21 protein-coding genes and 1 riboswitch are annotated in these 24,637 nt (G+C 40.0%); of the genes, 20 read left to right on the forward strand and 1 reads right to left on the reverse strand.

What is annotated here, in order from left to right:
- Positions 1 to 23: 23 nt before the first annotated feature.
- The 8 genes from BTR25_RS17350 to BTR25_RS17385 all read left to right on the forward strand — a co-directional run bounded on the left by BTR25_RS17350 (position 24) and on the right by BTR25_RS17385 (position 8,403).
- Positions 24 to 632, forward strand: coding sequence for a class I SAM-dependent methyltransferase (locus BTR25_RS17350; RefSeq protein WP_075689305.1), 609 nt, complete (start codon positions 24 to 26; stop codon positions 630 to 632).
- A gap of 67 nt (positions 633 to 699) precedes the next feature.
- Positions 700 to 924: a hypothetical protein gene (locus BTR25_RS17355; protein ID WP_139311276.1), complete on the forward strand. Its 225-nt coding sequence runs from the start codon at positions 700 to 702 to the stop codon at positions 922 to 924.
- A gap of 178 nt (positions 925 to 1,102) precedes the next feature.
- Positions 1,103 to 2,137, forward strand: a complete 1,035-nt coding sequence (desA, locus tag BTR25_RS17360; RefSeq protein ID WP_075689307.1) for a Delta(5) desaturase DesA — start codon at positions 1,103 to 1,105, stop codon at positions 2,135 to 2,137.
- A gap of 136 nt (positions 2,138 to 2,273) precedes the next feature.
- Positions 2,274 to 3,410: a sensor histidine kinase gene (locus tag BTR25_RS17365; RefSeq protein WP_075689308.1), complete on the forward strand. Its 1,137-nt coding sequence runs from the start codon at positions 2,274 to 2,276 to the stop codon at positions 3,408 to 3,410.
- Positions 3,407 to 4,006 carry a response regulator transcription factor gene (locus BTR25_RS17370; RefSeq protein ID WP_075689309.1) on the forward strand — a complete coding sequence of 200 codons (600 nt, stop codon included), beginning with the start codon at positions 3,407 to 3,409 and terminating at the stop codon, positions 4,004 to 4,006. Before BTR25_RS17365 ends, BTR25_RS17370 begins: the two co-directional genes overlap by 4 nt.
- Before the next feature lie 178 nt (positions 4,007 to 4,184).
- On the forward strand, positions 4,185 to 5,795 hold the full coding sequence (locus BTR25_RS17375; protein WP_075689310.1) for an acyl-CoA dehydrogenase family protein: 1,611 nt from the start codon (positions 4,185 to 4,187) through the stop codon (positions 5,793 to 5,795).
- 299 nt (positions 5,796 to 6,094) lie between these two features.
- Positions 6,095 to 6,859 (forward strand): MerR family transcriptional regulator, encoded by a 765-nt coding sequence (locus tag BTR25_RS17380; RefSeq protein ID WP_075689311.1) that lies wholly within the window; start codon positions 6,095 to 6,097, stop codon positions 6,857 to 6,859.
- 224 nt (positions 6,860 to 7,083) lie between these two features.
- On the forward strand, positions 7,084 to 8,403 hold the full coding sequence (locus BTR25_RS17385; RefSeq protein ID WP_075689312.1) for a sensor domain-containing diguanylate cyclase: 1,320 nt from the start codon (positions 7,084 to 7,086) through the stop codon (positions 8,401 to 8,403).
- A 23-nt stretch (positions 8,404 to 8,426) separates the two neighbouring features.
- On the opposite strand, the gene BTR25_RS17390 is transcribed toward BTR25_RS17385, so the two are convergent.
- Complete coding sequence (locus BTR25_RS17390) at positions 8,427 to 9,023, reverse strand: YdcF family protein (RefSeq protein ID WP_075689313.1); 597 nt, start codon at positions 9,021 to 9,023, stop codon at positions 8,427 to 8,429.
- A 252-nt stretch (positions 9,024 to 9,275) separates the two neighbouring features.
- On the opposite strand from BTR25_RS17390, the gene argC reads away from it, so the two are divergent.
- From argC to BTR25_RS17450, 12 genes are all read left to right on the forward strand, one after another.
- The gene (argC, locus tag BTR25_RS17395; protein WP_075689314.1) at positions 9,276 to 10,313 is read left to right on the forward strand and encodes an N-acetyl-gamma-glutamyl-phosphate reductase; all 1,038 of its coding nucleotides are present in this window, start codon (positions 9,276 to 9,278) and stop codon (positions 10,311 to 10,313) included.
- Between the two features lie 57 nt (positions 10,314 to 10,370).
- Positions 10,371 to 11,627, forward strand: a complete 1,257-nt coding sequence (gene argJ / locus BTR25_RS17400; protein WP_083652443.1) for a bifunctional ornithine acetyltransferase/N-acetylglutamate synthase — start codon at positions 10,371 to 10,373, stop codon at positions 11,625 to 11,627.
- Between the two features lie 13 nt (positions 11,628 to 11,640).
- Positions 11,641 to 12,438, forward strand: a complete 798-nt coding sequence (gene argB / locus BTR25_RS17405) for an acetylglutamate kinase (protein ID WP_075689315.1) — start codon at positions 11,641 to 11,643, stop codon at positions 12,436 to 12,438.
- A complete protein-coding gene (locus BTR25_RS17410) occupies positions 12,438 to 13,625 on the forward strand; it encodes an acetylornithine transaminase (RefSeq protein WP_075689316.1) in 1,188 nt (395 codons plus the stop codon). The genes argB and BTR25_RS17410 overlap by 1 nt, the downstream gene beginning before the upstream one ends.
- An 18-nt stretch (positions 13,626 to 13,643) precedes the next feature.
- Positions 13,644 to 14,720 carry a carbamoyl phosphate synthase small subunit gene (locus BTR25_RS17415; RefSeq protein WP_075689353.1) on the forward strand — a complete coding sequence of 359 codons (1,077 nt, stop codon included), beginning with the start codon at positions 13,644 to 13,646 and terminating at the stop codon, positions 14,718 to 14,720.
- Positions 14,707 to 17,943, forward strand: coding sequence for a carbamoyl-phosphate synthase (glutamine-hydrolyzing) large subunit (gene carB, locus BTR25_RS17420; RefSeq protein ID WP_075689317.1), 3,237 nt, complete (start codon positions 14,707 to 14,709; stop codon positions 17,941 to 17,943). Before BTR25_RS17415 ends, carB begins: the two co-directional genes overlap by 14 nt.
- Complete coding sequence (argF, locus tag BTR25_RS17425; protein WP_254842742.1) at positions 17,927 to 18,904, forward strand: ornithine carbamoyltransferase; 978 nt, start codon at positions 17,927 to 17,929, stop codon at positions 18,902 to 18,904. The genes carB and argF overlap by 17 nt, the downstream gene beginning before the upstream one ends.
- A gap of 83 nt (positions 18,905 to 18,987) precedes the next feature.
- Positions 18,988 to 20,226, forward strand: coding sequence for an argininosuccinate synthase (locus BTR25_RS17430; protein WP_075689318.1), 1,239 nt, complete (start codon positions 18,988 to 18,990; stop codon positions 20,224 to 20,226).
- Between the two features lie 231 nt (positions 20,227 to 20,457).
- A complete protein-coding gene (gene argH / locus BTR25_RS17435; protein ID WP_075689319.1) occupies positions 20,458 to 21,834 on the forward strand; it encodes an argininosuccinate lyase in 1,377 nt (458 codons plus the stop codon).
- Positions 21,835 to 22,139: 305 nt separating this feature from the next.
- Positions 22,140 to 22,997: a carbon-nitrogen hydrolase family protein gene (locus tag BTR25_RS17440; RefSeq protein WP_075689320.1), complete on the forward strand. Its 858-nt coding sequence runs from the start codon at positions 22,140 to 22,142 to the stop codon at positions 22,995 to 22,997.
- Positions 22,998 to 23,016: 19 nt separating this feature from the next.
- Complete coding sequence (locus tag BTR25_RS17445) at positions 23,017 to 23,706, forward strand: GNAT family N-acetyltransferase (RefSeq protein WP_075689321.1); 690 nt, start codon at positions 23,017 to 23,019, stop codon at positions 23,704 to 23,706.
- Positions 23,696 to 24,367 (forward strand): GNAT family acetyltransferase, encoded by a 672-nt coding sequence (locus tag BTR25_RS17450; protein ID WP_075689322.1) that lies wholly within the window; start codon positions 23,696 to 23,698, stop codon positions 24,365 to 24,367. Before BTR25_RS17445 ends, BTR25_RS17450 begins: the two co-directional genes overlap by 11 nt.
- A gap of 87 nt (positions 24,368 to 24,454) precedes the next feature.
- A riboswitch (SAM riboswitch) is annotated at positions 24,455 to 24,568 on the forward strand.
- The last annotated feature ends 69 nt before the right edge of the window (positions 24,569 to 24,637 follow it).

Below are 24,637 nucleotides of genomic sequence, written 5' to 3' on the forward strand. Positions count from 1 at the left end.
AAATCCAGTTTAGGAGTAATTTAATGGAAGAGCAGTATTATGATGGTATACTAAACGTAAAAACTTGTGAAAATCAAAAGGGGTTTAGTCATTTTGTCCATTACCATCGGTACGAACCAACACCCTATAGTGCCTTAGAGAAACTATTTGAACAATACGAAATAGCCCGCGGTGACCACCTAGTGGATTTTGGATGTGGCAAAGGTCGCCTAAATTTTTATGTTCATCATGTTTTTAAAGCCTCTGTGCTTGGAATAGAAATGAACGTTAATTTTTACAAAGAGGCCATGGAGAATCGGATTCGTTATTTAAGGAAATTTAAACGGCAGGGTGAAAATATTCAGTTTCAATGCCTAACAGCAGAGCAATATCAAATCAAATCAGTAGATAATAAGTTCTACTTTTTTAATCCATTTTCCATTCAAATTTTTATCCAGGTAATCAATAATATTTTTTTATCTGTTGAACAGTCAGCGCGGGAGGTTGACTTGATCTTGTATTATCCATCAAGTGATTATATCTACTACTTAGAAAACAAAACTCCCTTTGAAATGATCAGGGAAGTTAGATTACCGGAGATGTATGAACAAAACCCTAACGAGAGATTCCTAATTTATCGCTTTCACTATTAATTGCTAAAAAAGCAAAATAATAATGATCAAATTGTGCATACTATCAGTGGAAACAAAGGTGGGGCGGGTGTCCTTTATGATATGGCTACTCGTTTCATTCGTTGGATTAATAGTGGTGATTTTTGCAATTCGACATTATTATCTAATGAATATAGACATTATTAATAAGAAAAGAAGGGGAATTGTATTCGTTTTGTTTTTAGTTGCCTCTGTAGCAAGTGAGTCAACCGTGTTATATCTAGGATTATTACTTATAGTGTTTGGCTTAGTTAAAGCCGCAGGTCTCCTATAATTATTAAAAAAGAATACATAACCCTTAAGGGAAGGAGATGCTCGTTTTTGGAGCTTCTCCTTTCTTCGTAGAGGAGAGGATATGACATTTATCATGGGATTGGACATGACAGATGTGACTGCAGGTGATTATCTTTCATCGGCAATAATTTTTATCAAAAAAGGAAGGAACTGAAATTATGATTGAACAAAATCAAAAAAAATTGCGAAAGCAGATAATGCCATTTGAAAGGTCAAATTTAAGAGCAAGTTTATGGCAGTTGATTAATACCTTGGTCCCATTCTTCCTATTATGGATATTGGCTTATCAAAGTCTTTCTATTTCTTATTTGCTAACTCTTGTTATTAACGTAATTGCTGCTGGTTTTCTGGTGAGGACGTTCATTATATTTCATGATTGTTGTCACCACTCGTTCTTTAAGAATCGCCAGGCGAATAAAATAGTAGGAATGATCACAGGTGTCATGACGTTATTTCCCTACAGTCAATGGCAGCATGATCATTCAGTACACCATGCAACCAGCAGTAACTTAGACAAGCGGGGAACGGGGGATATTTGGGTCCTGACGGTTGATGAATATATGGAAGCAACCCCATTGAAACGTCTGCAATACCGTCTTTACCGAAATCCTCTAGTTATGTTTGGAATTGGACCGATTTACAGCTTTCTTATCAGAAATCGCTTTAATCGTAAAGACGCTAGAATAGCTGAAAAGCTAAATACTTACCTGACGAATCTTCTCATTGCTATTGTGATTGCGCTTTTCACTGTTACGATTGGCTGGGAAGCATTTCTTCTCATTCAAGGCCCAATTTTTCTCATCTCTGGTTCACTGGGAATCTGGTTATTTTACGTACAACATACCTTTGAGGATTCCTACTTTGAAGAAGACGAACATTGGGAATATGTCAGAGCGGCAGTTGAGGGAAGTAGTTTCTATAAGCTTCCGAAGATCCTTCAATGGTTAACTGGTAATATTGGCTACCATCATGTTCACCATTTATGTCCGAGGGTGCCGAACTATAAGCTTGAAGAGGCACATAATAATACTCCTCCATTGCACAACGTACCAACCGTTACGCTTGCAACCAGCTTGAGTTCACTTAAATTTCGTCTCTGGGATGAAAAACAGAAAAAATTTGTCGGCTATCGAGCAGTAAAGAGTCTTGTAAAGGAAAAGAGCCTTCTAGGAAGAAAGATGTCTGAAGGTTAAATAGGCAGATGGAAAACAAGCTCGGGACGGGCTTGTTTTTTTAAAAGGCTTTATAGTACCGTTGAATAGTAACGAGAGAGAAATATGTGATAAAATGCAGAGAGATTATCCATTCTTAACCAAAAGAGGTCCCTGTATGATAAAAAAGTACTTCACCTTTCAAAAACATAATGGAATTACGCCGTATATTTGGACAGTTCTTTGTATTTTACCGTTTTATTTTATTTTCCAAACAGCATCCCCTATAAAAATTATTATCGGAGTTTTTCTTACCGTTCTCTTTTTTATTTTTTATCGAATCGCCTTTTTTGCCAAGGGGTGGCCCGTATATCTCTGGAGTCTTATCTTGATAGGTATATCGATTACATCGACTAGTCTTTATAGTTACGTTTATTTCGCCTTTTTTCTAGCCTATTTTATTGGCAATATAAAGGACCGTATTCCATTTTTAACACTTTATTTTATCCATTTAATTAGCACATCAGCATCTATAAATTTTAGTATCGTTCAGCATGATGGTTTTTTCCTTAAGCAATTGCCTTTTGTCATCATCATCTGGATCAGTGTTATCTTGCTACCCTTCAGCATTCACAATCGGAAGGAGGTAGGCCAGCTAGAGGAGAAGCTAGAAGATGCTAACAAGAGAATTTCTGAACTAGTAAAAATAGAAGAGCGACAGCGGATTGCTCGGGATCTCCACGATACACTGGGGCAAAAGCTGTCATTAATAGGCTTAAAGAGTGACTTAGCCAGGAAGTTAATTACAAAGGATCCAGAGCAAGCTCGCAATGAATTGAAGGATGTTCAGCAAACGGCAAGAACTGCTTTAAGTGAGGTTAGAAAAATGGTATCGTCAATGCGCGGTATTCGCCTAAAGGATGAAATCATTCGTGTAAAACAAATTCTTAAAGCGGCTGAAATTGGCTTTGTAGAAGAACACGATTTCTCTTCAAAGAATGTATCCCTGCTAACAGAAAACATTCTTAGCATGTGTTTAAAAGAGGCGGTAAATAACGTTGTTAAGCACAGTCGTGCAAAATCGTGCTGGGTTACAATTGATCAAACCTGGAAAGAAATTGTGTTGACCATTCGGGATGACGGGAAGTTCAAAACCCCTCGTGAAAATGAAGTGAAGGGAAGCGGGCTGCTAGGAATGAAAGAACGACTAGAGTTTATTAATGGAAGCCTAGAAATCTATCCTGACAATGGAACAACTCTCGTAATTAAAGTACCGAACGATGTAAAGCCGATGGAAAAGGAGGGGCAAAAATGATTAAAATCGTGATTGCGGAAGACCAGCAAATGCTGCTTGGAGCTTTTGGATCGCTGCTTGACTTAGAAGAAGATATGGAAGTTGTGGGGAAGGCAACGAACGGGGAGGAAGCTGTAGCTTTAGTGAGGAAGCACCAGCCTGATGTATGTATTATGGATATTGAAATGCCAGGTAAAACAGGGCTTGAGGCTGCTGAAGAGTTAACAGGCTTGCCATGTAAAGTCATCATTTTAACTACGTTTGCCCGAACTGGCTACTTTCAGCGTGCCTTAAAAGCTGGTGTGAAAGGCTATTTATTAAAGGATAGCCCAAGCGAGGAACTAGCTAGCTCCATCCGCAGTGTGATGGCAGGGAAAAGAATCTATGCACCTGAGCTTATGGATGATGTTTACGGTGAAGAAAACCCACTTACAGACCGAGAAAAAGAAGTATTAGAACTTGTAGCAAACGGAAAAAACACACAAGAAATAGCAGAACAGCTAAGCATCAAAACCGGAACCGTCCGCAACTATATCTCCACCATCCTAGATAAACTCGACGTCAAAAACCGGATCGAAGCCATCACCCAATCCAAAGAAAAGGGCTGGTTTAAGTAAATACATTGGTATAACATTGGTGCCTGTCACCGTCCGTGGACACTGTCCACCCCAGAAATACATTTTGGAGTAAAAATGGAAATAAGGTTCCAATCTTATTTCTATTTTTTTTTGTTCTCGTGTTATAATTAGGCTGAAAATTGAGATAAATTTTATGGGAAAAGGGTGTGATTTACGGATGAATACTGCGTCACAGGAGACAGATACTCGGGGACAAAACATCTATACATTTGATGATTTTGTTACACGGCGTGAGAATTTAGATTGGTACAGGAATGAGCCTTTTTTCCAAAAAGTAGTGGAGAAATTCACTGGTGCTGATTTTGAAAAGGTCCATGAGCAAGTCCTTGCCTTCTCACCGACGATCTCTTCAAAATGGAACCAGCTTGCTGAGCGAATTGCCCGGCCTGAGGTCCGTCCATATTTACTTCATTATGATGCTTTTAACCATCGGATTGACCGGATCGTCCGCCCCTATGAAACACACAAGCTAGAAACTGAGGTTTTTGGACACGGGTTATTTTCTAGTAAAATGGCTCCGTGGGAAAGCTTTGTGAAACGGATGCTGCTCCATCAAATTGGTGAAGGTGGAGTCACGTGCCCCCTAACTTGTACACATGGATTAATTGCTCTTCTTGAGCAATTTCCTAACCAAGACCTACCGGAACTACAAGAAATCCTACTACATACAAAAGAGGGGGCAGGCGGAGAATTTGCAATTGGTGCCCAATTTATGACTGAAATTCAAGGTGGTTCTGACCTGCCTGCGAATGTCCTCGAGGCTGTACCTGATGGAAAGTATTATCGTATATATGGCAACAAGTTCTTTTGTTCAGCAGCCCATGCAGATTATTCTGTAGTGACAGCGAAAATAACAGGTACAGACAAAGTGTCCTCCTTTATCGTCCCGGCCTGGCTGCCTGGTGATAAGGAAAAGGAAAAACGTAATGGTTATGAAATTAACAGGATCAAGTGGAAGCTAGGGACCGCGGAATTGCCAACAGCGGAAATTCAATATAAAGGGGCGTTAGCCTATCCGATTGGACCAAAGAATAAAGGGATAGCGGTTGCTGTCGGAATTGTCCTTACCTTGTCCAGGCTTGAAATCGGCATTGCATGTGCAGGCTTTATGCTTCGTGCCTCAAGAGAAGCGAAGCTTTACGGTGATTTCCGAACGGCTTTTGGCAAGAAGATTAAGGAATTTCCATTAACGGCTAGTAAGTTAAAGAAAATTGAAAACGCTGCCAAAAGAACTACAGCAGGTGCCTTTAAGGTGTATAATTTATTTCTGCAATTAGAGAAGCCTTTGAACCCAGGGATTCATTCTGATCATCCGGTTGAAATGAGAAAACAGCTATTTAATTTACGGGAGCTTGTCCTATTGCAAAAAATTTGTGCTACGAACGAAGGGGCGGAGGTACTAAGAGATGCCATTTCAGTTTTTGCAGGGCATGGTGTGATGGAGGAGTTTTCATCACTGCCGCGCATCTTCCGGGATGTCGTCGTGAATGAACAATGGGAAGGACCTAGGAACCTGTTATTAACGCAAATTTACCGGGATCTTCAAAGAGTTTCAGATTGGTATTCACCTTCTGAATTCGTCAGCGGCATACTTGAAGGGGCAACGAAGGAAACAATTATTGAATACTCTCAACATTTGGAGGAGCTTCTCAAAAGGCCTGTATTAGGTGAAGTAAGCGATAGGTCAATCGAAGCAGCAGAAGAATGGGATGCTTTTTGTGATTCCTTCTTTAAAGCCTATCAGCAAGTTGCTCTATCAGAAATTTAATACATTTAGCCGGTATACGAGTTAAGAACACTCGGTTCCGGCTTTTTTCTTAGGGCTCCAGGTGCTTCGCGCACCTTAAGGAGGTCCGGGGAGCCTCCTCGGCGCTAAAGCGCCTGTGGGGTGGGCAAAATATTTATTGAGTCTCCCCTGTCCCTTCCTCCTGCAGGAGTCTCGCGCCTTCCGCTCCAATCATCAACCATTATCTTTAACACAGCCATTTCTAAAAAATACAGATAAAATATTAGTTGACCTTAACGTTACGTAAAGGTGTATGGTTAAGTCATGAGGAGGTATTTTGTATGGAGTATACAATACAAAAACTAGCACAGCTCGCAGGTGTTAGCACCAGAACTTTACGGTACTATGATGAGATAGCTATTCTTAAGCCGGCAAGAATCAATTCATCAGGATATCGGATTTATGGGCAAAGAGAGGTTGACCGCCTTCAGCAAATCTTATTTTATCGAGAACTTGGTGTAGGTTTAGGCTTCATAAAAGATATTGTAACGGCCCCTTCCTTTGACGGTGCTAAAGCGCTAAGAGAACACTTGGAAAAACTCCTCGAAAAAAGAGAACAGCTCGATGTATTAATCGCGAATGTGAATATGACCATTGCTGTAACAGAAGGGAGAATGGAGATGTCTAATAATGAAAAGTTTGAAGGTTTTAAGAAAAAAATGGTTGAGGACAATGAGAAGGTATATGGGAAAGAAATTCGTGATAAATATGGTAAAGACACAGTGGAAAAGTCAAATGCCAAAGTGATGAACATGTCTAAGCAAGAATACGAGGAGGTAACTGCACTTGAAAAACAAGTCCATCTAATCCTCGCTGAAGCATTCAAAACAGGAGATCCATCTAGTGACTTAGCACAAAAAGCAGCTGATTTACACAAGCAATGGCTGACTTATTACTGGAACGAATACAACAAGGAAGCACATGCAGGTCTTGCCCAGATGTATGTTGATGATGAAAGATTTACTGCTTATTACGACAAAGAACAGCCAGGAACAGCGAGATTTTTACGAGATGCTATCCTTATTTACACAGAATCAAAAAATTAACCGAACTATAGCTTTCTGTAAAAACCAGCCGATTTTAAGTTGATTCGGGTGGTTTTTGTATGTGAAACAGCTGAGCATAAGCAGGATACATACCTTGATTTTTTTAGTAAGTAACATCACAATATAATAGAGATAATTTTTAAAACATACGCTTTGTAAAGGTTTTGATATTTACGAAATCTGCGGATGATTACATAAATAAGCTTAATGAAAGGCGATTTGAAATGACAGAAACATTTAATTTAGATATTGATCTATTTTTTAAGTTATTTAATAATATGTCAGATTTGGTCTTTCTTACAAAGGTAGAAGATAAAGATAAGTTTAGCTATGTCCTGGCAAATAAGCCGGCTAAAGATTTATGGGGTCTGAAGGAGGAGTCGTTTGGAAAAAGAATCGATGAAGTCCTGCCCGAGGAGATATTTACGATAGTGGAGTCAGTCTATAAAGAAGCAGTGAAACAAAGAGAACCGATAACTTATGTAGAAAAGCTGGCTGCCTCACCAACACGGATGAAGCTTCAGCACAATCACACATTCGTGTATTGGGAGTCTACGATCACCCCTGTCTTTAACCAAAATGGCGTTTGTACTCATTTGTTAGCGGTAGTTCGTGATATTTCGGATCGTCAGCAAAAAGAGATGGAACTGAAAAAGATGAATGATCGCTTTGAACTGGTTTGGAACAGTGTAGCCGAAGCAATGTATACCTTTGATAAACAGGAAAATTATGTTTCAGTCAATAAATCGTTTGAGAAATTGCTGGGATGGTCAGAAGAAGAAATATTAAATGATCGAACCATTAGCATTATTCCTGAAGATAGTCAGGAAGATTTACGAGAAATTATTGATAAGTTAAAAATAGGTGAGACAATCCCAACACATGAGGTAAAACGGGTGACAAAAAGTGGAGGCTTGGTCGATTTCCTAGCTTCCTATTCACCAATTTATGATGAAACGGGTGAATGGGACGGCGGGGTTGTCGTCTACAAGGATATTACCGAACGGAAGAGGTACGAGGAAAGACTAAAGCATATCGCCTTGCATGACTATTTAACAGGGCTACCTAATCGAAACTATTTTTCTCAGAGACTTAACGTGGAAATGGAGCGGGCAAAACAAACTCAAAGTCTGCTCTCTGTTTTCGTTCTAGACATCGATAAGTTTAAATTAATTAATGACACCTTCGGACATGATGTTGGTGATGACCTTTTAAAAGAATTTGCCCATCGGGTTAGCAGTTCATTGAGAAGAAATGATTTATTGGCTAGATTAGGCGGAGATGAATTTGTTATCCTTGTTCCAGATCTATCACATCAAACAAACGCCAAAGAAATTGCAGATAGAATTCTCCAGTCACTCCGCAGGGATTGGGAAATTGCCGATTCAACCAGACAAATTACTTCAAGCATCGGGATTGCTTTTTTTGATAATGAAGATTTAGACGAAAAGACTTTATTTAAAAATGCTGACCTTGCATTATATCTAGCAAAGAAAAAAGGTAGGAATAATTATCAAATCTATAAAGGTGAAAAAACTGACTAGTTATCTATAGTCAGTTTTTTCTATTAAAGCCAATCCATGTTTAAGTATTTAACTAAGTAGTATTTGGTAATGGCTAGATATTCTCTGCCATAGGATTTAACTACGGCAACGGCTGGAGTATCTGCCGGCAGACCGGCGAGCTCTAGTCCCTGGTCCCTTGCAATTGATTTGGCTCGGTAAATATGAAAATCATTTGTGACCACTAATCCACTATTCCATTCATCGGTTAATAGCTGTTTGGAAAATCTAATATTTTCCACTGTGTCAGTGGATTGATCTTCTACTAAAATTCTTTCCTCACTAACTCCATGTTTAATTAATCTTGCTTTAATCGCTTCCGCTTCACTTATATCCTCCCCAGGACCTTTCCCACCCGATGCAATGGCAACCGTATTAGTATAGTTCTTCATATATTCAGCAGCCGTGTCAATTCGATACTGAAGTGCCAAGGAGGGAACCGTCCCATTTACTTTAGCACCTAAAATAATTAAGTAATCAACGTTAGCCGAAACCGCCATTTGGCTATGGTTCTTAATCTTTAGATGGAGAGCACTGAAATATACAATCATACCAAGGACTATGATACCTGCGCAAAGCAACCAGCGTTTATTCTCCCTCATCCTATCACCAACCCACACGTTTTCTCTAAACCTATTTTACCATGTTCTTTCATATACACTCTATAAGAAATAAAGTTGTACGATATGCTTGCATAACTCTTGTATAAATAATCCCAAGATATTGTAAGCGTTTTCAAAATAAATATTAATAAATACCAATAATAAACTGAAAAATGGGTTAATTTTTTATTGAATATTTATTACGTTGTATGTATAATGATTCATTATAAAGAAGGCATTGGAGTTGAGATTATGAAAACAGCTGTTATCGGAGGGACCGGATACGGCGCAATTGAACTAATTAGATTAATAAATAAACACCCTTATCTGGAACTTGGATCAGTTATATCCAACTCACAGGCTGGTACTACTTTTAGCCAAAGTTACCCACACACAGAAGGTGTCGTTAATCATACACTTGAAACCTTCGATGCTGAAAAAATCAGCAGCGAAAACGATCTCGTTTTTCTTGCAACGCCCTCAGGTGTGAGCAGCAATCTGGTTCCACAGCTAGTGGATAAAGGAATGAAAGTAATTGACCTTTCGGGTGATTATCGTTTGAGGTCACAAAAGGAATACGAAACATGGTATAAGCACAGGGCTCCGGATGCGAAATATTTAAGTCAGGCGGCCTATGGATTAAGTGAAGTTTATTCTGAAAAGATCAAGAATGCCTCACTCATAGCTAACCCTGGTTGCTATCCAACGGCAGCGACACTTGGGCTGATCCCCATTCTAAAAGCAAATAAAGCTGATTATAAAACGATTATTATTGATGCAAAATCAGGTGTATCCGGAGCAGGCAGAGGCCTTTCGTTAACCGCTCATTATGCAGAAATTAATGAAAACTTTAAAGCCTATAAACTAGGAGCACATCAACATATACCAGAAATCGAGCAGGTACTTAGTGATGAAAGCGGAGAAGAAATTACCATTTCATTTACGACCCATTTAGTCCCGATGACAAGAGGAATCTTGTGCACCATGTACGTTAATTTAACTGAACAAATATCGACAGAGGAAGTTACAATGCTTTACCGAAAGCATTACGAGCAAGACCCTTTTGTAAGGATTAGACCAACGGGCACTGTGCCTGCGACGAAAGAAGTGTCAGGCAGTAATTTTTGTGATATCGGTTTACATGTGGATCAAAGGACAAATCGGTTAACGATTATTTCAGTAATTGATAACTTAGTTAAAGGCGCTGCCGGTCAGGCGGTACAAAATGCGAATCTGCTAAATAATTGGGATGTCAGGACGGGTCTTTTAGACATACCAATATATCCATAAGTAGTTTTACAAGTTGAAGAATTAAAGCATTAGAGATTCATAGGAGGCATTTGCCACATGAGGACGAATGAGGGGGAAAATAAATTGACACCAGTACCATCAGTAAAGGATATGGTTGTTTTAGAAGAAGGAAGTGTAACTCTTCCAAAGGGCTTTAAAGCTGGAGGAATGCACTGTGGAGTAAAGAGAAAAAGGCTGGATCTCGGATATATTGTCTCAGAGGTACCGGCTATAGTTGCGGGTGTCTATACTACAAATATTTTTCAGGCAGCACCACTCCTAGTCACTCAGGAGAGTATAGCGAAGGAAAATAAAATCCAAGCGATCCTCGTAAACTCCGGGAACGCAAATGCTTGTACAGGAGAGCAAGGATTACTAGATGCTTTTGAAATGCAAAAGGAGTTCGCTAGTGAACTTGCTATACAGGACCATCTTGTTGCGGTTACATCTACAGGGGTTATTGGCGAAAACCTTCCAATGGATAAAATTAAAACAGGAATTAAACAAATTCTCAAGCAGGAATATCAAGTGGAGGATAATTTTAAACAAGCGATTCTTACAACCGATACATGTATAAAGCAAATAGCGGTCCAAGTCGAGATTGATGGAAAAACAGTCAGTATCGGCGGTGCAGCTAAAGGTTCTGGGATGATTCATCCGAATATGGCAACCATGCTAGGGTTTGTCACAACAGATGCTAATATCTCACATGAAGCTTTGCTTAGTGCACTTAAGGATATCACCAACCAAACATTTAATATGATTACCGTAGACGGTGACACCAGTACAAATGATATGGTCTTAGTCATGGCAAATGGTGTAGCAGGAAACAATCAGTTGACGAAAAACCATCCAGATTGGGAAATTTTCAAATCTGGTTTAAAAAAGGTCAGCGAGGAATTGGCAAAAAAGATTGCAAAAGATGGAGAAGGAGCAACAAAACTAATTGAAGTCCAAGTAGACAGTGCAGCCAATGTCGATGATGCACGTGCAGTTGGGAAGTCAATCATCTCTTCGAATCTAGTAAAAACAGCTATATATGGAACAGATCCAAACTGGGGACGGATTGTTGGTGCGATTGGTTACTCAGGTGTCCAAGTAGCACCTAATGATGTGAAGGTAGCAATTGGACCTTTCATGGTATTTGAAAATGGACTTCCTTGTCCCATTGTAGAAGAGGATGTTAAGGATTATTTAATGCTTGATACCGTTAAAATTTCAGTTGAACTTAATCAGGGAAATAGCAGTGCTACAGCATGGGGATGCGATTTAACATACGATTACGTTAAAATAAACGCGTCTTATCGCACTTAATAGGGGGACTAAAATGAAATATATTGTAATTAAGTGTGGAGGAAGCGTGTTAGAGAATCTGCCAAGATCCTTCTATCAGGATTTGGTTTCGATTCATGAATCAGGCGAATGGACACCCATTATTGTTCATGGCGGCGGTCCGCTCATCAATAGCTTGTTAAAGGAACTTCATATTGACACAACCTTCGTGAACGGGTTAAGAGTCACCAATAATCAAGTTTTAGATGTAGTTGAATTAGTTTTAAGCGGCTCGGTTAATAAGCAGGTTGTAAGAAACATCATCGAAGTAGGTGGAAATGCACTGGGGATTAGTGGTGTGGATGGTTGTTTATTGAAGGCAAAACCAACTAACCAGTCAAAAACGTTAGGGTTTGTAGGAGAAGTGGTGGAAGTTAACCAACAGATTATCACGGGGATTGTCCAATTAGGATTCATCCCGGTTATTTCTCCAATCGGTATTGGAGCCGACGGCCAGCGCTACAATATCAACGGTGATGTTGCTGCATCTGCAATTGCCAAAGCACTAGGTGCCAATCTGTGTTTTATTAGTGACATACCAGGCATCCTTGTCGAAAAAAATGGTGTGAAAAGGAAATTAAATAAGGTCTCAAAAACAGCAGTCGAGGAACTGATTGCCAATCAAACTATCTATGGTGGAATGATACCAAAGGTAAATGCAGCAATTGATGGCCTCGTTCATAACATACCAGAAGTGGGAATCATCAACGGATTTGAGAAAAAAAGCATAATTGATTACCTAAATGGTAAGGAAATCGGAACCAAAATAGTGTTAGAAGAGGAGATCGCATAATGACCCATAAAAATTCCGTCTCCACCATTTCATCTGTGATGCCAACATACAGCCGGTTCCCTGTAACACTTGCGAAGGGGAAGGGCAGTTATGTTTGGGATGATCAAGGTGAAAAGTTTTTGGATTTTACCTCTGGTATTGCAACCTGTAACTTAGGTCATGTTCCGGACAGTGTGAAAGAAAAGGTAGAAGAACAATTAAGTAAGCTATGGCATTGTTCGAACCTTTATCATATTCCCAATCAGCAGGAGCTTGCTGATTTACTAACTGCAAACAGCTGCGGCGACCAAGTTTTCTTTTGTAACAGCGGGGCCGAAGCAAACGAGGCCGCAATTAAGCTGGCACGAAGATATGCACAAAAGGTAAAGGGAACAGAAGCCTTTAAAGTGGTTACTTTTCAACAATCGTTTCATGGCAGGACTTTAGCTACCTTATCTGCAACAGGGCAGGAAAAAATACAACAAGGCTTCGCACCATTAGTTCAAGGTTTTCACTATCTCCCCTTTAATAATAGCGAGGCACTTGATCAAATCAAAACACTTCAGCCAGCGGCCGTTCTTCTAGAACTTGTACAGGGTGAGGGCGGAGTCATTCCTGCGAATCTAGAATGGGTACAAAAACTTGCACAGATTTGTATGGAAAAGGATATTTTACTAATGGTTGATGAAATCCAGACAGGGATTGGCAGAACAGGCACTCTTTTTGCCTATGAGCAATATGGGATCGAGCCAGATGTGATTAGTATTGCAAAAGGACTCGGGTCAGGATTTCCGATTGGAGCCATTATTGCAAAGGAAAAAGCGGCAAAAGCTTTTGAGCCTGGTACTCATGGTAGCACCTTTGGAGGCAATCCATTAGCTACAGCGGCAGGTGTTGCAACCATTCGTCATATCCTTGAAACCAATTTATTAAATCATGTGAATGAAATCGCAGCATACTTAGATGAAGAGCTACATGTGCTCAAGAATAAGTATCCTTTTATAAAAGAAATACGCGGCAAAGGACTATTAAAAGGTTTAGTCGTTGATACAAATGCTATAGAAATGGTGCAAACTGCACTTAAAAATCAGTTGTTGATATTAACCGCGGGGCCGAATGTAGTACGGATTTTACCGCCGTTAACAGCATCGAAAGAAGAGCTTAATGAATTTATTATAAAGTTGGAAAAGACTTTCCAAAGTAATTAGAGAAAGGCAGTGGTGGTTGTGAATTATGGTTACCTTACTTTGGAAACCGGCGAGATTTTTGAAGGAATGCTTATAGGAGCGAACAAGGACTCTCTTGGAGAAGTTGTTTTTAATACGAGTATGACAGGGTATCAAGAAATTATCACAGACCCATCTTATGCTGGGCAGATTATCACCTTCTGTTATCCGATGATTGGGAATTATGGAATCAATGCTTTGGATGATGAAAGTATTACACCTGCGTTGTCTGGAGTCATCATTGGAGATTTATGTGAAACACCAAGTCATTATCAGTCCATTCATAAATTTTCAGAGAAGCTTGAACAGGCTGGCGTACCTGGGATAGCGGGAGTTGACACGCGATTACTAGTAAAAACCATCCGAAGCAGAGGTACGGTTAAGGGGTATTTAAGTAAAACGAAGAAAACTGGATTTGCCGTAGAGAGAAAGGCTCCACTATGGGTAGAAAAGGTTTCAACAAAAAAAATTCAAACCTATAAAAACAGTGGACCACATGTTGTATTAATGGATTATGGCTACAAAAAGTCGATTCTCAATGCTCTATTAGATAAGAATTGCTCTGTAACCATCGTTCCTTATCATACACCATTTGAGAAGGTAAAAGCACTGAATCCAGATGGTGTTTTGTTCAGCAATGGACCCGGTGATCCGATGATGCTGAAGCAATGGTTTCCGGAAATAAAAAAAATTAGCCAGTATTTCCCTTCACTCGGAATTTGTTTGGGACATCAGCTGATTGCCCTCTCATATGGGGCCAAAACCGAGAAATTAGCTTACGGGCATCGAGGCGGTAACCACCCTGTGAAAGAGTTATTGACGGGTAAAGTAAAGATTACTGCTCAAAATCATGGATATGTTGTTGTCGACAATAGCATTGATACAAATGTTTTTCAAATCACATACCGAAATGTGAATGATCAATCAATCGAAGGATTGAAGCACCAGCGTTATCCAATCCAGACGGTACAATTTCATCCTGAAGCCCATCCTGGACCAAGCGATACAGCACATATACTAACAGAATTTGTAAGTCAGATCACATCTGCGGGAGAAGCGCGCTATGCCATTAAATAAAAAGTTAAAAAAAGTATTAGTTATAGGGTCTGGTCCAATTGTTATTGGTCAGGCAGCTGAATTTGATTATGCAGGAACACAGGCTTGTATCGCTCTTAAAGAAGAGGGAATAGAAGTTGTGTTAGTGAACAGCAATCCTGCAACCATTATGACGGACGAGACGGTTGCCGATAAAGTATATATCGAACCACTAAATGTTGAAACCATTGAAAAAATCATTCGAAAAGAAAAGCCCGATGGAATTATTGGAACTTTAGGCGGGCAAACAGGCTTAAATCTTACTGTTAATCTTTTTGAACAAAATATATTAGCTAAGTATAATGTTGAGCTGTTAGGAACTTCTGTAGCCTCCATCAAAAACGGTGAGGACCGTGAAAAGTTCCGAAACTTGATGCTTGAAATTAACGAGCCGATTCCAGAGTCGGCCATTATTCACAGCTATGAAGAGGGCGTTACCTTTGTTAAGGAGATTGGTTACCCGGTAATCATTCGTCCTGCCTATACACTTGGCGGACACGGTGGCGGGTTTGCGAACAATAACGAAGAATTAGAAATCGTCTTGAAAAAAGGATTAGCAGCAAGCCCCATTCAACAGGTACTCGTTGAAAGAAGTATCAAGGGTTGGAAAGAAGTCGAATATGAGGTCATGCGCGATGCCAATGACACCTGCATCATTGTTTGTAATATGGAAAATATGGATGCGGTCGGAGTTCACACAGGCGATTCCATTGTCGTTGCCCCGTCACAAACCTTAACCGATGTCCAATACCAAATGCTGCGTGATTCTTCCATTAAGGTAATTAGAGAGTTAAAAATCATTGGCGGCTGTAATATCCAATTTGCACTGCATCCAGAATCAAATCAATATTGCATCATTGAAGTAAACCCAAGGGTAAGCCGTTCTTCTGCACTTGCCTCTAAAGCAACAGGGTACCCAATAGCTCGTATGGCTGCTAAATGTGCAGTTGGCTATCATTTAGATGAAATCGTAAACCCCATTACGGGCAATACATTTGCATCGTTCGAGCCAGCCATTGATTATATTGTTGTTAAACTGCCACGCTTTCCTTTTGATAAGTTTCCAGAAGCAGACCGTACGCTAGGAACACAAATGAAGGCCACTGGTGAAGTAATGGCTATTGACCGGACATTTGAAGGAGCGCTAAATAAAGCCATTCGTTCAATGGAAATGTCAGTATATGGATTATGTACCGCAATCACCAAATCAATGGATCACGAAATGCTTATCGAAAAACTTGAAATTGCCAATGATCAACGTTTGTTTGTGATTGCAGAAGCGTTTAAGCGAGGATTATCTCTTGAGAAAATTCAGCAGTTAACCTTAATCGATCCATGGTTCCTGCACAAGATCAGCTCACTCGTTCAATTAGAAATGAAACTCTCAGCATACAGCTGGAATGAAGTCCCTGTTGAACTGCTGAAAACGGCTAAGCGTCATAATATATCTGATAAATACCTTTCACAACTCTTTAATATAGAAGAAAAACAAGTGCGTAAAAAGTGGAAAGAGCTGAACTGGAAGCCAGGCTATAAGATGGTGGATACATGTTCAGCAGAATTCGATGCTGTCACACCATACTATTATTCTACTTGGTTAGGTTTTGATGAGGTGGAGATTTCTGATAAGAAGAAGATTCTCGTCATTGGCTCTGGTCCGATTCGAATCGGCCAAGGAATCGAATTTGATTACTGTTCTGTGCATGCCGCTAAAGCAATCAAAAAGCTCGGCTATGAAGCCGTCGTGATTAATAATAACCCAGAAACCGTCAGCACCGATTACTCTGTGGCCGATTGTCTTTACTTTGAACCGTTAGCAGCGGAGGATGTACTCCACGTCATTCAAAAAGAGAAGATCGATGGGGTGTTAATTCAGTTCGGCGGGCAGACTGCGATTAATCTTGCACATGATCTTCAAGAAGAGGGGGTTAAGATTTTAGGAACTTCCGTTGCTGATGTAGACCGTTTTGAGGATCGAGAACAGTTTTATCAGCTATTAGAAACTCTCGAGATTCCTCATATCGAGGGAGAAATTGTAAACCATCCAGATGAGTTATTGAAAGCAGCCGAGAAGCTTGGCTATCCGGTTCTGGTAAGACCTTCCTATGTCATTGGCGGGCAGTCCATGTTCACGATTTTTTCTGAAGACGAACTTTTGCAGTATATTAGCCAATTAGCGGAAAACTCATCTCAAGAAAAGATGTGGCCGTTATTAGTAGACAGATATATACCCGGACTAGAGTGTGAGATTGATGTCATTAGTGACGGTGAAACAATCGTCGTTCCAGGAATTTTTGAGCATATTGAACGTGCGGGCGTACACTCTGGAGACAGCATTTCTATATTTCCTCCGATTTCATTGTCAGCGGAAGTGAAAGAAACTCTAATTGAATATGCAGGTAAAATTGCGAAAACAGCACCGATTATTGGCATGATGAATATTCAATTTGTTATTCATGAGCAAACAGTCTATGTGCTCGAAGTAAACCCGCGCTCCTCTAGAACCGTACCAATCATTAGTAAGGTAACTGGTATTCCAATGATTGAGTGGGCTGTTATGGTTCAATTAGGTGTACCATTAACATCACTTAGTTCAACAGAAGGCCTATTGAAAGAACCAAACTACTATTCAGTAAAGGCACCTATTTTTTCAGCTAGTAAGCTAAAAGGTGTTGACCATGTCCTAGGCCCTGAAATGAAATCTACGGGTGAAGTGCTAGGGATGGGAGCTTATTTTCATGAGGCACTTGTGAAGGTATTACCGGCAAAGGTAGTAGACACTGACGAGATTATTTTCTGCTCGATTTCAGATAGAGAGAAAGCAGCAAGTCTTCCGATCTTCCAGCAAATGGTTAAGAAGCAATATAAAATTGCAGCAACTGAGGGAACGGCAAAGTTTCTACAGGCAAATGGTATTGCAATAGAAAAAATCATCAAAGATGGTACGGAGGTTAACGAGCTTTTCCGTCAGCAGGGAATTAAAGCAGTCATTAATATTCCTAATCAAGGAAGAAATAAAATAAAATTTGGTTTTCAACTCCGTGAACAAGCGACACGCTACAATGTACCTGTATTTACACATTTAGATACAGTCGAGGCGATTTTGGGATTCCAAGAGCACGCTCTCGCTGACTCGACCGTAAGAACGGTAACAGAATACTACCAATTAGAAGAGAGGGGTGCAGCACATGTCAAATGTGATTAACTGGAATGCGATGAGTGTGTCTAAAAAGATGCAGTTAAAGGGAAAAGATTTTCTTAGTTTAGCAGATTTTCAGACGGACGAAATTCTAGCTCTGCTTGAGGAAGCAAAGGAGCTAAAAAGCTTACAAAAGCAAGGAAAGCCACATCCGTTTTTAAATGGTAAGGTATTAGGGATGATTTTTGAAAAATCATCCACCCGTACCAGAGTTTCATTTGAGGTCGGGATGTTACAGCTGGGTGGTCATGCAATCTTCCTGAGCTCAAAGGATATTCAGCTAGGCAGAGGAGAAAGTATCTCTGACACAGCAAAGGTACTATCCCGGTATGTAGATAGTATTATGATTCGGACGTTTTCACATGACTCGGTCAAGGAACTGGCAGAACATGCAACAGTTCCAGTCATTAACGGCCTAACAGACCTGCATCATCCAACTCAAGTAATGGCAGATTTGCTGACCATCTTGGAGCATAAGGGTAAGCTGGCAGGGTTAAAAATGTGCTATCTAGGTGATGGAAATAACAATATGGCACATTCTTTGATGGAAGGTGCGGTGAAGGTTGGAATGGATATTAGCATTGCCAGTCCTCCAGGTTATTTACCGGATGGAAAGATTACGGAGAATGCTATTAAAGCAGGAGAACAAACAGGCAGTAAGGTTATAATTACGAACGATCCGAAGGTAGCGATTTCTGATGCTGATGTGGTGGTCACAGACGTCTGGACGAGTATGGGCCAAGAAGCTGAAATGGAAAAGAGATTGAAGGCATTCGAGGCATTTCAAGTTAATGAAGAATTATGCAAGTTGGCAAAAAGCGATTATATTTTTCTTCATTGTTTGCCGGCCCATCGGGGGGAAGAAGTGACGGCAGAGATAATTGATGGTCCACATTCCGTTGTTTTTGATGAAGCAGAAAATCGACTGCATGCTCAAAAGGCAATTTTAAAACTTTTATTAGTTTAAAATAGTAGCAATTTTGATGCAATCTAGTGTATAATAATTCTATCATATGAATATTCATTCACACGAATGCAAGGAGAGTAATTATGACAAAAGAAAAAATCGTATTAGCCTACTCAGGCGGTTTAGATACATCTGTTTCAGTTAAGTGGATTCAAGAGAAATATGGCTATGATGTCATTGCCCTAGGCCTTGATGTTGGTGAAGGGAAAGATCTTGAAGCAATCAAAAATAAGGCACTAAAAGTCGGCGCAATCAAGGCATATATGATCGATGCAAAGGAATTACTGGCGAAAGAATACATTTTACCTGCGTTAAAAGCGAACTGTTTATACGAGGGTAAATATCCGTTATCTTCTGCACTATCTCGCCCATTGATTTCAAAGCTTTTGGTTGAAGTCGCTGAAAAAGAAGGGGCAGCTGCAGTTGCTCATGGCTGTACTGGTAAAGGAAATGATCAGGTACGTTTTGAAGTGTCCATTCAAGCTCTAAATCCAAGCTTAAAGGTAGTTGCTCCAGTACGTGAATGGGGTATGAACCGTGATGAAGAAATTGAATATGCCCAAAAACATGATATTCCAATTCCAGTAGATTTAGATAATCCATTCTCAATCGATGCAAATATTTGGGGGCGTGCTTGTGAAGCAGGTGTTTTAGAGGATCCTTGGGCAGAGGCACCAGAGGCAGCCTTTGACTGGACAGCTCCAATTGAATTAACTCCTGATCAAGCGGAATATGTAGAGATTGAATTCGAAAAGGGTGTACCAACTGCCCTTAACGGTGAAAAACTTCCATTAGTACAATTAATAGAAACTCTTAATGAACTTGGCGGCAAGCATGGAGTCGGCCGTATTGATCATATTGAAAATAGATTAGTAGGGATCAAGTCACGTGAAGTCTATGAAAATCCTGCAGCGTTAATTTTAATTAATGCTCACAGAGAATTGGAATTTTTAACTTTACCTCGTGAAATTACCCAATTCAAGACACAGGTTGAACAGCAAATGGCAAAAATCATTTATGAAGGTCTATGGTATTCACCTTTAAAGGCAGCATTAGATGCATTTATCGATGAGACGCAAAAGAACGTTACTGGAACGATTCGCGTCAAGCTGCATAAAGGAAATCATATGGTTGTCGGCCGTAAATCACCGTTTAGTCTGTACAATGAAGAATTAGCGACCTATTCAAAGGGAGATGCATTCGATCATAATGCAGCTGTTGGTTTTATTAAAATTTGGGGCTTACCAACAAAGGTATATTCTGAGGTTAATAAAGAAAACACTGTAATAGCAGAGGCAGATAAGGCTAAGACAGAAGCGTAATAATTATGAGAGTAAGGATATAAGTGAAACTTCCATCAGTGGGGGTTTCTTCACCCACTGATGGTTAGTTAAACTTATCGGGCTTTTACGGGCAGTTTTCCCCACCTAGAATTTCTCGTTTTCAATCATAACCTTTGGTGGGGATATTACTGCTCGTTAATGCGGAATAATAATTGTGCCCTCGAACTCCATTCGAGGGCAAATTTCTTAAGGTACTAGGGGGAGCTATTCATGTCTAAATTATGGGGCGGACGTTTTACGAAGGAAACCAACAAGTTAGTCGAGGAATTTACCGCTTCGATATCATTTGATCAAAAGCTTGCACAGGAGGATATTGCCGGTAGTATGGCACATGTCCAAATGTTAGGTGAATGTGGCATTATTCCAGTTGAGGATGCTGATAAAATTAAAGACGGGCTTCTTGCCATCAAGAAGATGGTTGACAATAATGAGGTTGAGTTTTTAGTCGAAGATGAAGATATTCATATGAATATCGAAAAGCTATTAATTGAGAAGATAGGTCCTGTCGGTGGTAAGCTGCATACTGGCCGCAGTCGTAACGACCAGGTCGCAACTGATATGCACCTATATTTAAGAACGAAGACAACAGAACTTATCAAACTCATTGAAGATGTACAGCAGGCTTTGATTGGGCAGGCAAAAGCCAATATCGAAACCTTAATTCCAGGTTATACCCATTTGCAGCGTGCTCAGCCAGTCTCATTTGCCCATCATTTAATGGCTTACTCATGGATGTTCGAGCGTGATAAAGAAAGAATGATTGATAGTTTGAAGCGTATTAATTGGCTGCCGCTTGGTGCAGGTGCCTTAGCGGGTACGACTTTTCCTATTGATCGTGAACGTGTCGCTGAACTACTTGGTTTTGAAACAGTTTACCCAAATAGCATGGATGCTGTGAGTGATAGAGATTTCATCCTAGAATTCCTCTCGATTGGTTCTATCATTATGACCCATATTTCAAGATTTGCTGAGGAGCTTGTGATTTGGTCAAGCCAGGAGTTTCAATTTGTCGAGCTTGATGATTCCTTTTGCACAGGTTCTAGTATTATGCCGCAAAAGAAAAATCCAGATGTTCCTGAATTATTAAGAGGAAAAACAGGAAGAGTTTACGGCAATTTAATTGGATTGCTAACCGTATTAAAAGGTCTTCCGCTAGCATACAATAAAGACCTTCAGGAAGATAAAGAAGGTATGTTTGATACTTTTGAAACACTTGAAGGTTCTCTAAAGCTGTTAGCACCAATGGTGGAAACGATGACGGTTAATAAAGACGTCATGAGAAAAGCGATTAACAATGATTTCTCAAATGCTACTGATATTGCTGATTATTTAGTTAGAAAGGGATTACCATTCCGTGAAGCACATGAAGTAATTGGGAAAATTGTTCTCTATTCTATTCAGCAGCAAAAGTTCTTGCTAGATTTGAGTTTTGCCGAATATCAGGAATTTAGCCAGTTATTCGAGGAAGATATATATGAAGTGTTATCACCTGAGCATGTTGTCGCCGTCCGCAACAGCTTCGGCGGAACATCACCAGAGCAAGTAAAACAACAAATTAAACTAGCTGAGAATAAGCTGGAAAGATAAAAAAACATTTTAGCCACCGCTAGCAAGGTGGCTTATTTTTTTGGATAACAAATTATAGAATTTAGACGTTGAGAAATGTCCAGCTCCAGGTGCCATCGGCTAGTGGGCTTCGCTCTTCTCCCTATGATAAGTCAAGCACGAATGCGCAAAAACCGCTCTTCGTGTTTCCTTTATCTCAGTCGAAGCGCTCCAGTCCATACGCCGATAGGCGGGCGCCTTCCGCTTTTCTTTGTATAATCAATTTATTTGTATTAGAAACTAAAATGTTAGATAATTTTTTCATAAAAGGCAATGGGAGGTAAGGAATGAAATTACGTGTATCTGTCGTGCAGTATCACCTGCATACGATTCAATCATTTGATGAATTCGCTTCACAATGCGAGCATTATATAAAAACGGCTGAGGAATTTGGCGCAGAGTTTGTCCTATTTCCTGAGTTCTTTACAACGCAGCTACTATCGATTGGAGATGGTCAAGGGAAAAGTCTAACCATTAATGATCTGCCAAGCTTTACAGAACAATATCGGGAACTGTTCACTAAATTTGCAAAAGAAACCAATATGCATATTATTGCTGGTACCCATGTGATTGAAAAAGATGGCAAGCTTTATAACACAGCTCATTTATTTTACCCAGATGGCCGTGTAGGTGAACAGGCAAAGCTTCATATCACACCAACCGAAGTAAAAGAATGGAATATGGCACCAGGTGATAGCTTTCAAATCTTTGAAACGGAAAAGGGCAAAATTGCTCTCCTAACTTGCTATGATATTGAGTTCCCAGAAATTGTCCGTATGGCAAAGGCGAAAGGGGCTGACGTTATTTTCTGTCCCTCCTGTACCGATGATCGTCATGGATTTCATCGTGTTCGTTACACAAGTCATGCACGTGCAATTGAAAACCAAGTATATGTCGTTTTAACGGGAACTGTCGGAGCGCTTCAGACCGTTGACTTTATGCGGGCGAATTTCGGGCAGGCTGTGATCATTACGCCAAATGATATACCCTTCCCACCGAAGGGTATCCTCGTTGAAGGGGAAATAAACGATGATATGGTGGTAACCGCTGACCTTGACCTAGACCTATTGTATGAAGTCAGAGAACGAGGAGCAGTCACAACCTGGCGCGACCGCAGAATCGACCTATACACCGACTGGAAGTAAAAAAGAATGGAGGATGTGCATGTACCAAAGTGAATTTTATGTATTTGATCAAGAGAAGCCAGTCCCAATTTGTATTCGTAACTATACAAAAGAAGATTTTGATCAGCTAATTCAAATTCAGTCAGAATGCTTTCCTCCTCCATTTCCATCTGAATTATGGTGGAATGTAGAACAGTTGAATAACCATGTAACCTTGTTTCCTGAGGGAGCATTGTGTGTGGAAGTAAAGGGCGAGCTAGCGGGATCGCTAACTGGTTTATGTGTTGAATTTGATCCTGAGCATATGGCCCACACCTGGGAAGAAATTACTGATCATGGATACATAAGGAACCATAATCCAAAAGGTAATACACTCTATATCGTTGATATTAGTGTCCGGCCAAAATACCGCAACCTGGGTCTTGGTAAGTTAATGATGCAGGCAATGTACCATGTTGTCATCCAAAAAGGACTTGATCGTCTTCTTGGGGGCGGCAGAATGCCAGGGTATCATAAAGTAGCTGAAACAACGTCACCTGAAGTCTATCTACAAGCATTAATCAAAGGGGACCTAAAGGATCCGGTTATCACCTTTTTACTGCGCTGCGGGCGTGTCCCGTTAGGAGTAATAGAAAATTACCTAGAGGACGAGGAATCGCTTAACTGTTCTGTATTAATGGAATGGAAGAACCCATTTTTGAAAAAGGGAGAACTGAAGAATGGAATATAAACGCATTACAAGCATTGAAGACCCTAATTTTAAAAAGCTTCACGACCTAATGGGAGAAATATTTCCACCTGAAGAAGTTTTAGAATATGATTTGTGGAAGGAACCGTTAGAAGATCCAGGTATTCGGGTATTTGTGGCTGTTGATCAGGACCAAGTTGTTGGAGCAACAGAATATCGCTATTATCCAAATTGGAATATTGCTATGACAGACTTTACCATTATTAGTAAGCCTGGATTAAGTTTGGGCCGATTCTTAGCACAAAATCGCCAAAGGGATTTACAAAAGCTGGCGGCTGAAAACGGAAAAGAATTGTTTGGGATGTTCGCTGAAATCTATGACCCATATCGGGTAGAACACCATGAGTTTGGCGGTGTAAAAGTAATGCATCCCTATGTGCGACGTGAAGTGTTATCGCATTTAGGCTATAAACGCCTGGATGTAAATTATGTACACCCTTCATGGGAAAACAATGGAGAGGCTGTGACTGGATTAGATTTTTGTTTCATGCCAATGAATGACGGTCTTGAATCATTACCAGCTTCGCTGGTGGCTGATTTCCTTACTACTTATTATTCCATTCTCTCCAATAAACCTCAGAAATGGGTTGAAATGATTGAAGGTATTAAGAGTAAAGAAACAATCGCATTGCTGCCACTTTAAAATTTCAAAATATATTGACAGTTTTTAATGAATCTACTACAATTCACTAATAACATGGAAAATTAGTGAAAATAAAAGTTAATAATACTCTTATCGAGAGTGGCGGAGGGACATGGCCCGATGAAGCCCGGCAACCTTCAAGGTAATCCTTGAAAAGGTGCTAATTCCTGCAGGTTATTTATTTAACCTGAAAGATAAGGGGAGGAATCTAGCCCTCTTCTTATGAAGAGGGCTTTTTCTAAATTAATAGAATTTTTGGTGAAGACAATT

This window comes from Bacillus sp. MRMR6 (genome assembly GCF_001940785.1).
In the GTDB taxonomy this organism is placed as follows: Bacteria; Bacillota; Bacilli; order Bacillales; family Cytobacillaceae; genus Neobacillus.

Excerpts from the sequence above, each read along its gene's own strand:
- BTR25_RS17370 (WP_075689309.1), top strand. The coding sequence starts at position 3,407 with ATGATTAAAATCGTGATTGCGGAAGACCAGCAAATGCTGCTTGGAGCT.
- BTR25_RS17350 (WP_075689305.1), top strand. The coding sequence starts at position 24 with ATGGAAGAGCAGTATTATGATGGTATACTAAACGTAAAAACTTGTGAA.
- argF (WP_254842742.1), top strand. The coding sequence starts at position 17,927 with ATGTCAAATGTGATTAACTGGAATGCGATGAGTGTGTCTAAAAAGATG.
- BTR25_RS17440 (WP_075689320.1), top strand. The coding sequence starts at position 22,140 with ATGAAATTACGTGTATCTGTCGTGCAGTATCACCTGCATACGATTCAA.
- argJ (WP_083652443.1), top strand. The coding sequence starts at position 10,371 with ATGAGGACGAATGAGGGGGAAAATAAATTGACACCAGTACCATCAGTA.
- argC (WP_075689314.1), top strand. The coding sequence starts at position 9,276 with ATGAAAACAGCTGTTATCGGAGGGACCGGATACGGCGCAATTGAACTA.
- BTR25_RS17365 (WP_075689308.1), top strand. The coding sequence starts at position 2,274 with ATGATAAAAAAGTACTTCACCTTTCAAAAACATAATGGAATTACGCCG.
- argH (WP_075689319.1), top strand. The coding sequence starts at position 20,458 with ATGTCTAAATTATGGGGCGGACGTTTTACGAAGGAAACCAACAAGTTA.
- BTR25_RS17380 (WP_075689311.1), top strand. The coding sequence starts at position 6,095 with ATGGAGTATACAATACAAAAACTAGCACAGCTCGCAGGTGTTAGCACC.
- BTR25_RS17410 (WP_075689316.1), top strand. The coding sequence starts at position 12,438 with ATGACCCATAAAAATTCCGTCTCCACCATTTCATCTGTGATGCCAACA.
- BTR25_RS17385 (WP_075689312.1), top strand. The coding sequence starts at position 7,084 with ATGACAGAAACATTTAATTTAGATATTGATCTATTTTTTAAGTTATTT.
- argB (WP_075689315.1), top strand. The coding sequence starts at position 11,641 with ATGAAATATATTGTAATTAAGTGTGGAGGAAGCGTGTTAGAGAATCTG.
- BTR25_RS17450 (WP_075689322.1), top strand. The coding sequence starts at position 23,696 with ATGGAATATAAACGCATTACAAGCATTGAAGACCCTAATTTTAAAAAG.
- BTR25_RS17375 (WP_075689310.1), top strand. The coding sequence starts at position 4,185 with ATGAATACTGCGTCACAGGAGACAGATACTCGGGGACAAAACATCTAT.
- BTR25_RS17445 (WP_075689321.1), top strand. The coding sequence starts at position 23,017 with ATGTACCAAAGTGAATTTTATGTATTTGATCAAGAGAAGCCAGTCCCA.
- desA (WP_075689307.1), top strand. The coding sequence starts at position 1,103 with ATGATTGAACAAAATCAAAAAAAATTGCGAAAGCAGATAATGCCATTT.
- carB (WP_075689317.1), top strand. The coding sequence starts at position 14,707 with ATGCCATTAAATAAAAAGTTAAAAAAAGTATTAGTTATAGGGTCTGGT.
- BTR25_RS17430 (WP_075689318.1), top strand. The coding sequence starts at position 18,988 with ATGACAAAAGAAAAAATCGTATTAGCCTACTCAGGCGGTTTAGATACA.
- BTR25_RS17390 (WP_075689313.1), bottom strand. The coding sequence starts at position 9,023 with ATGAGGGAGAATAAACGCTGGTTGCTTTGCGCAGGTATCATAGTCCTT.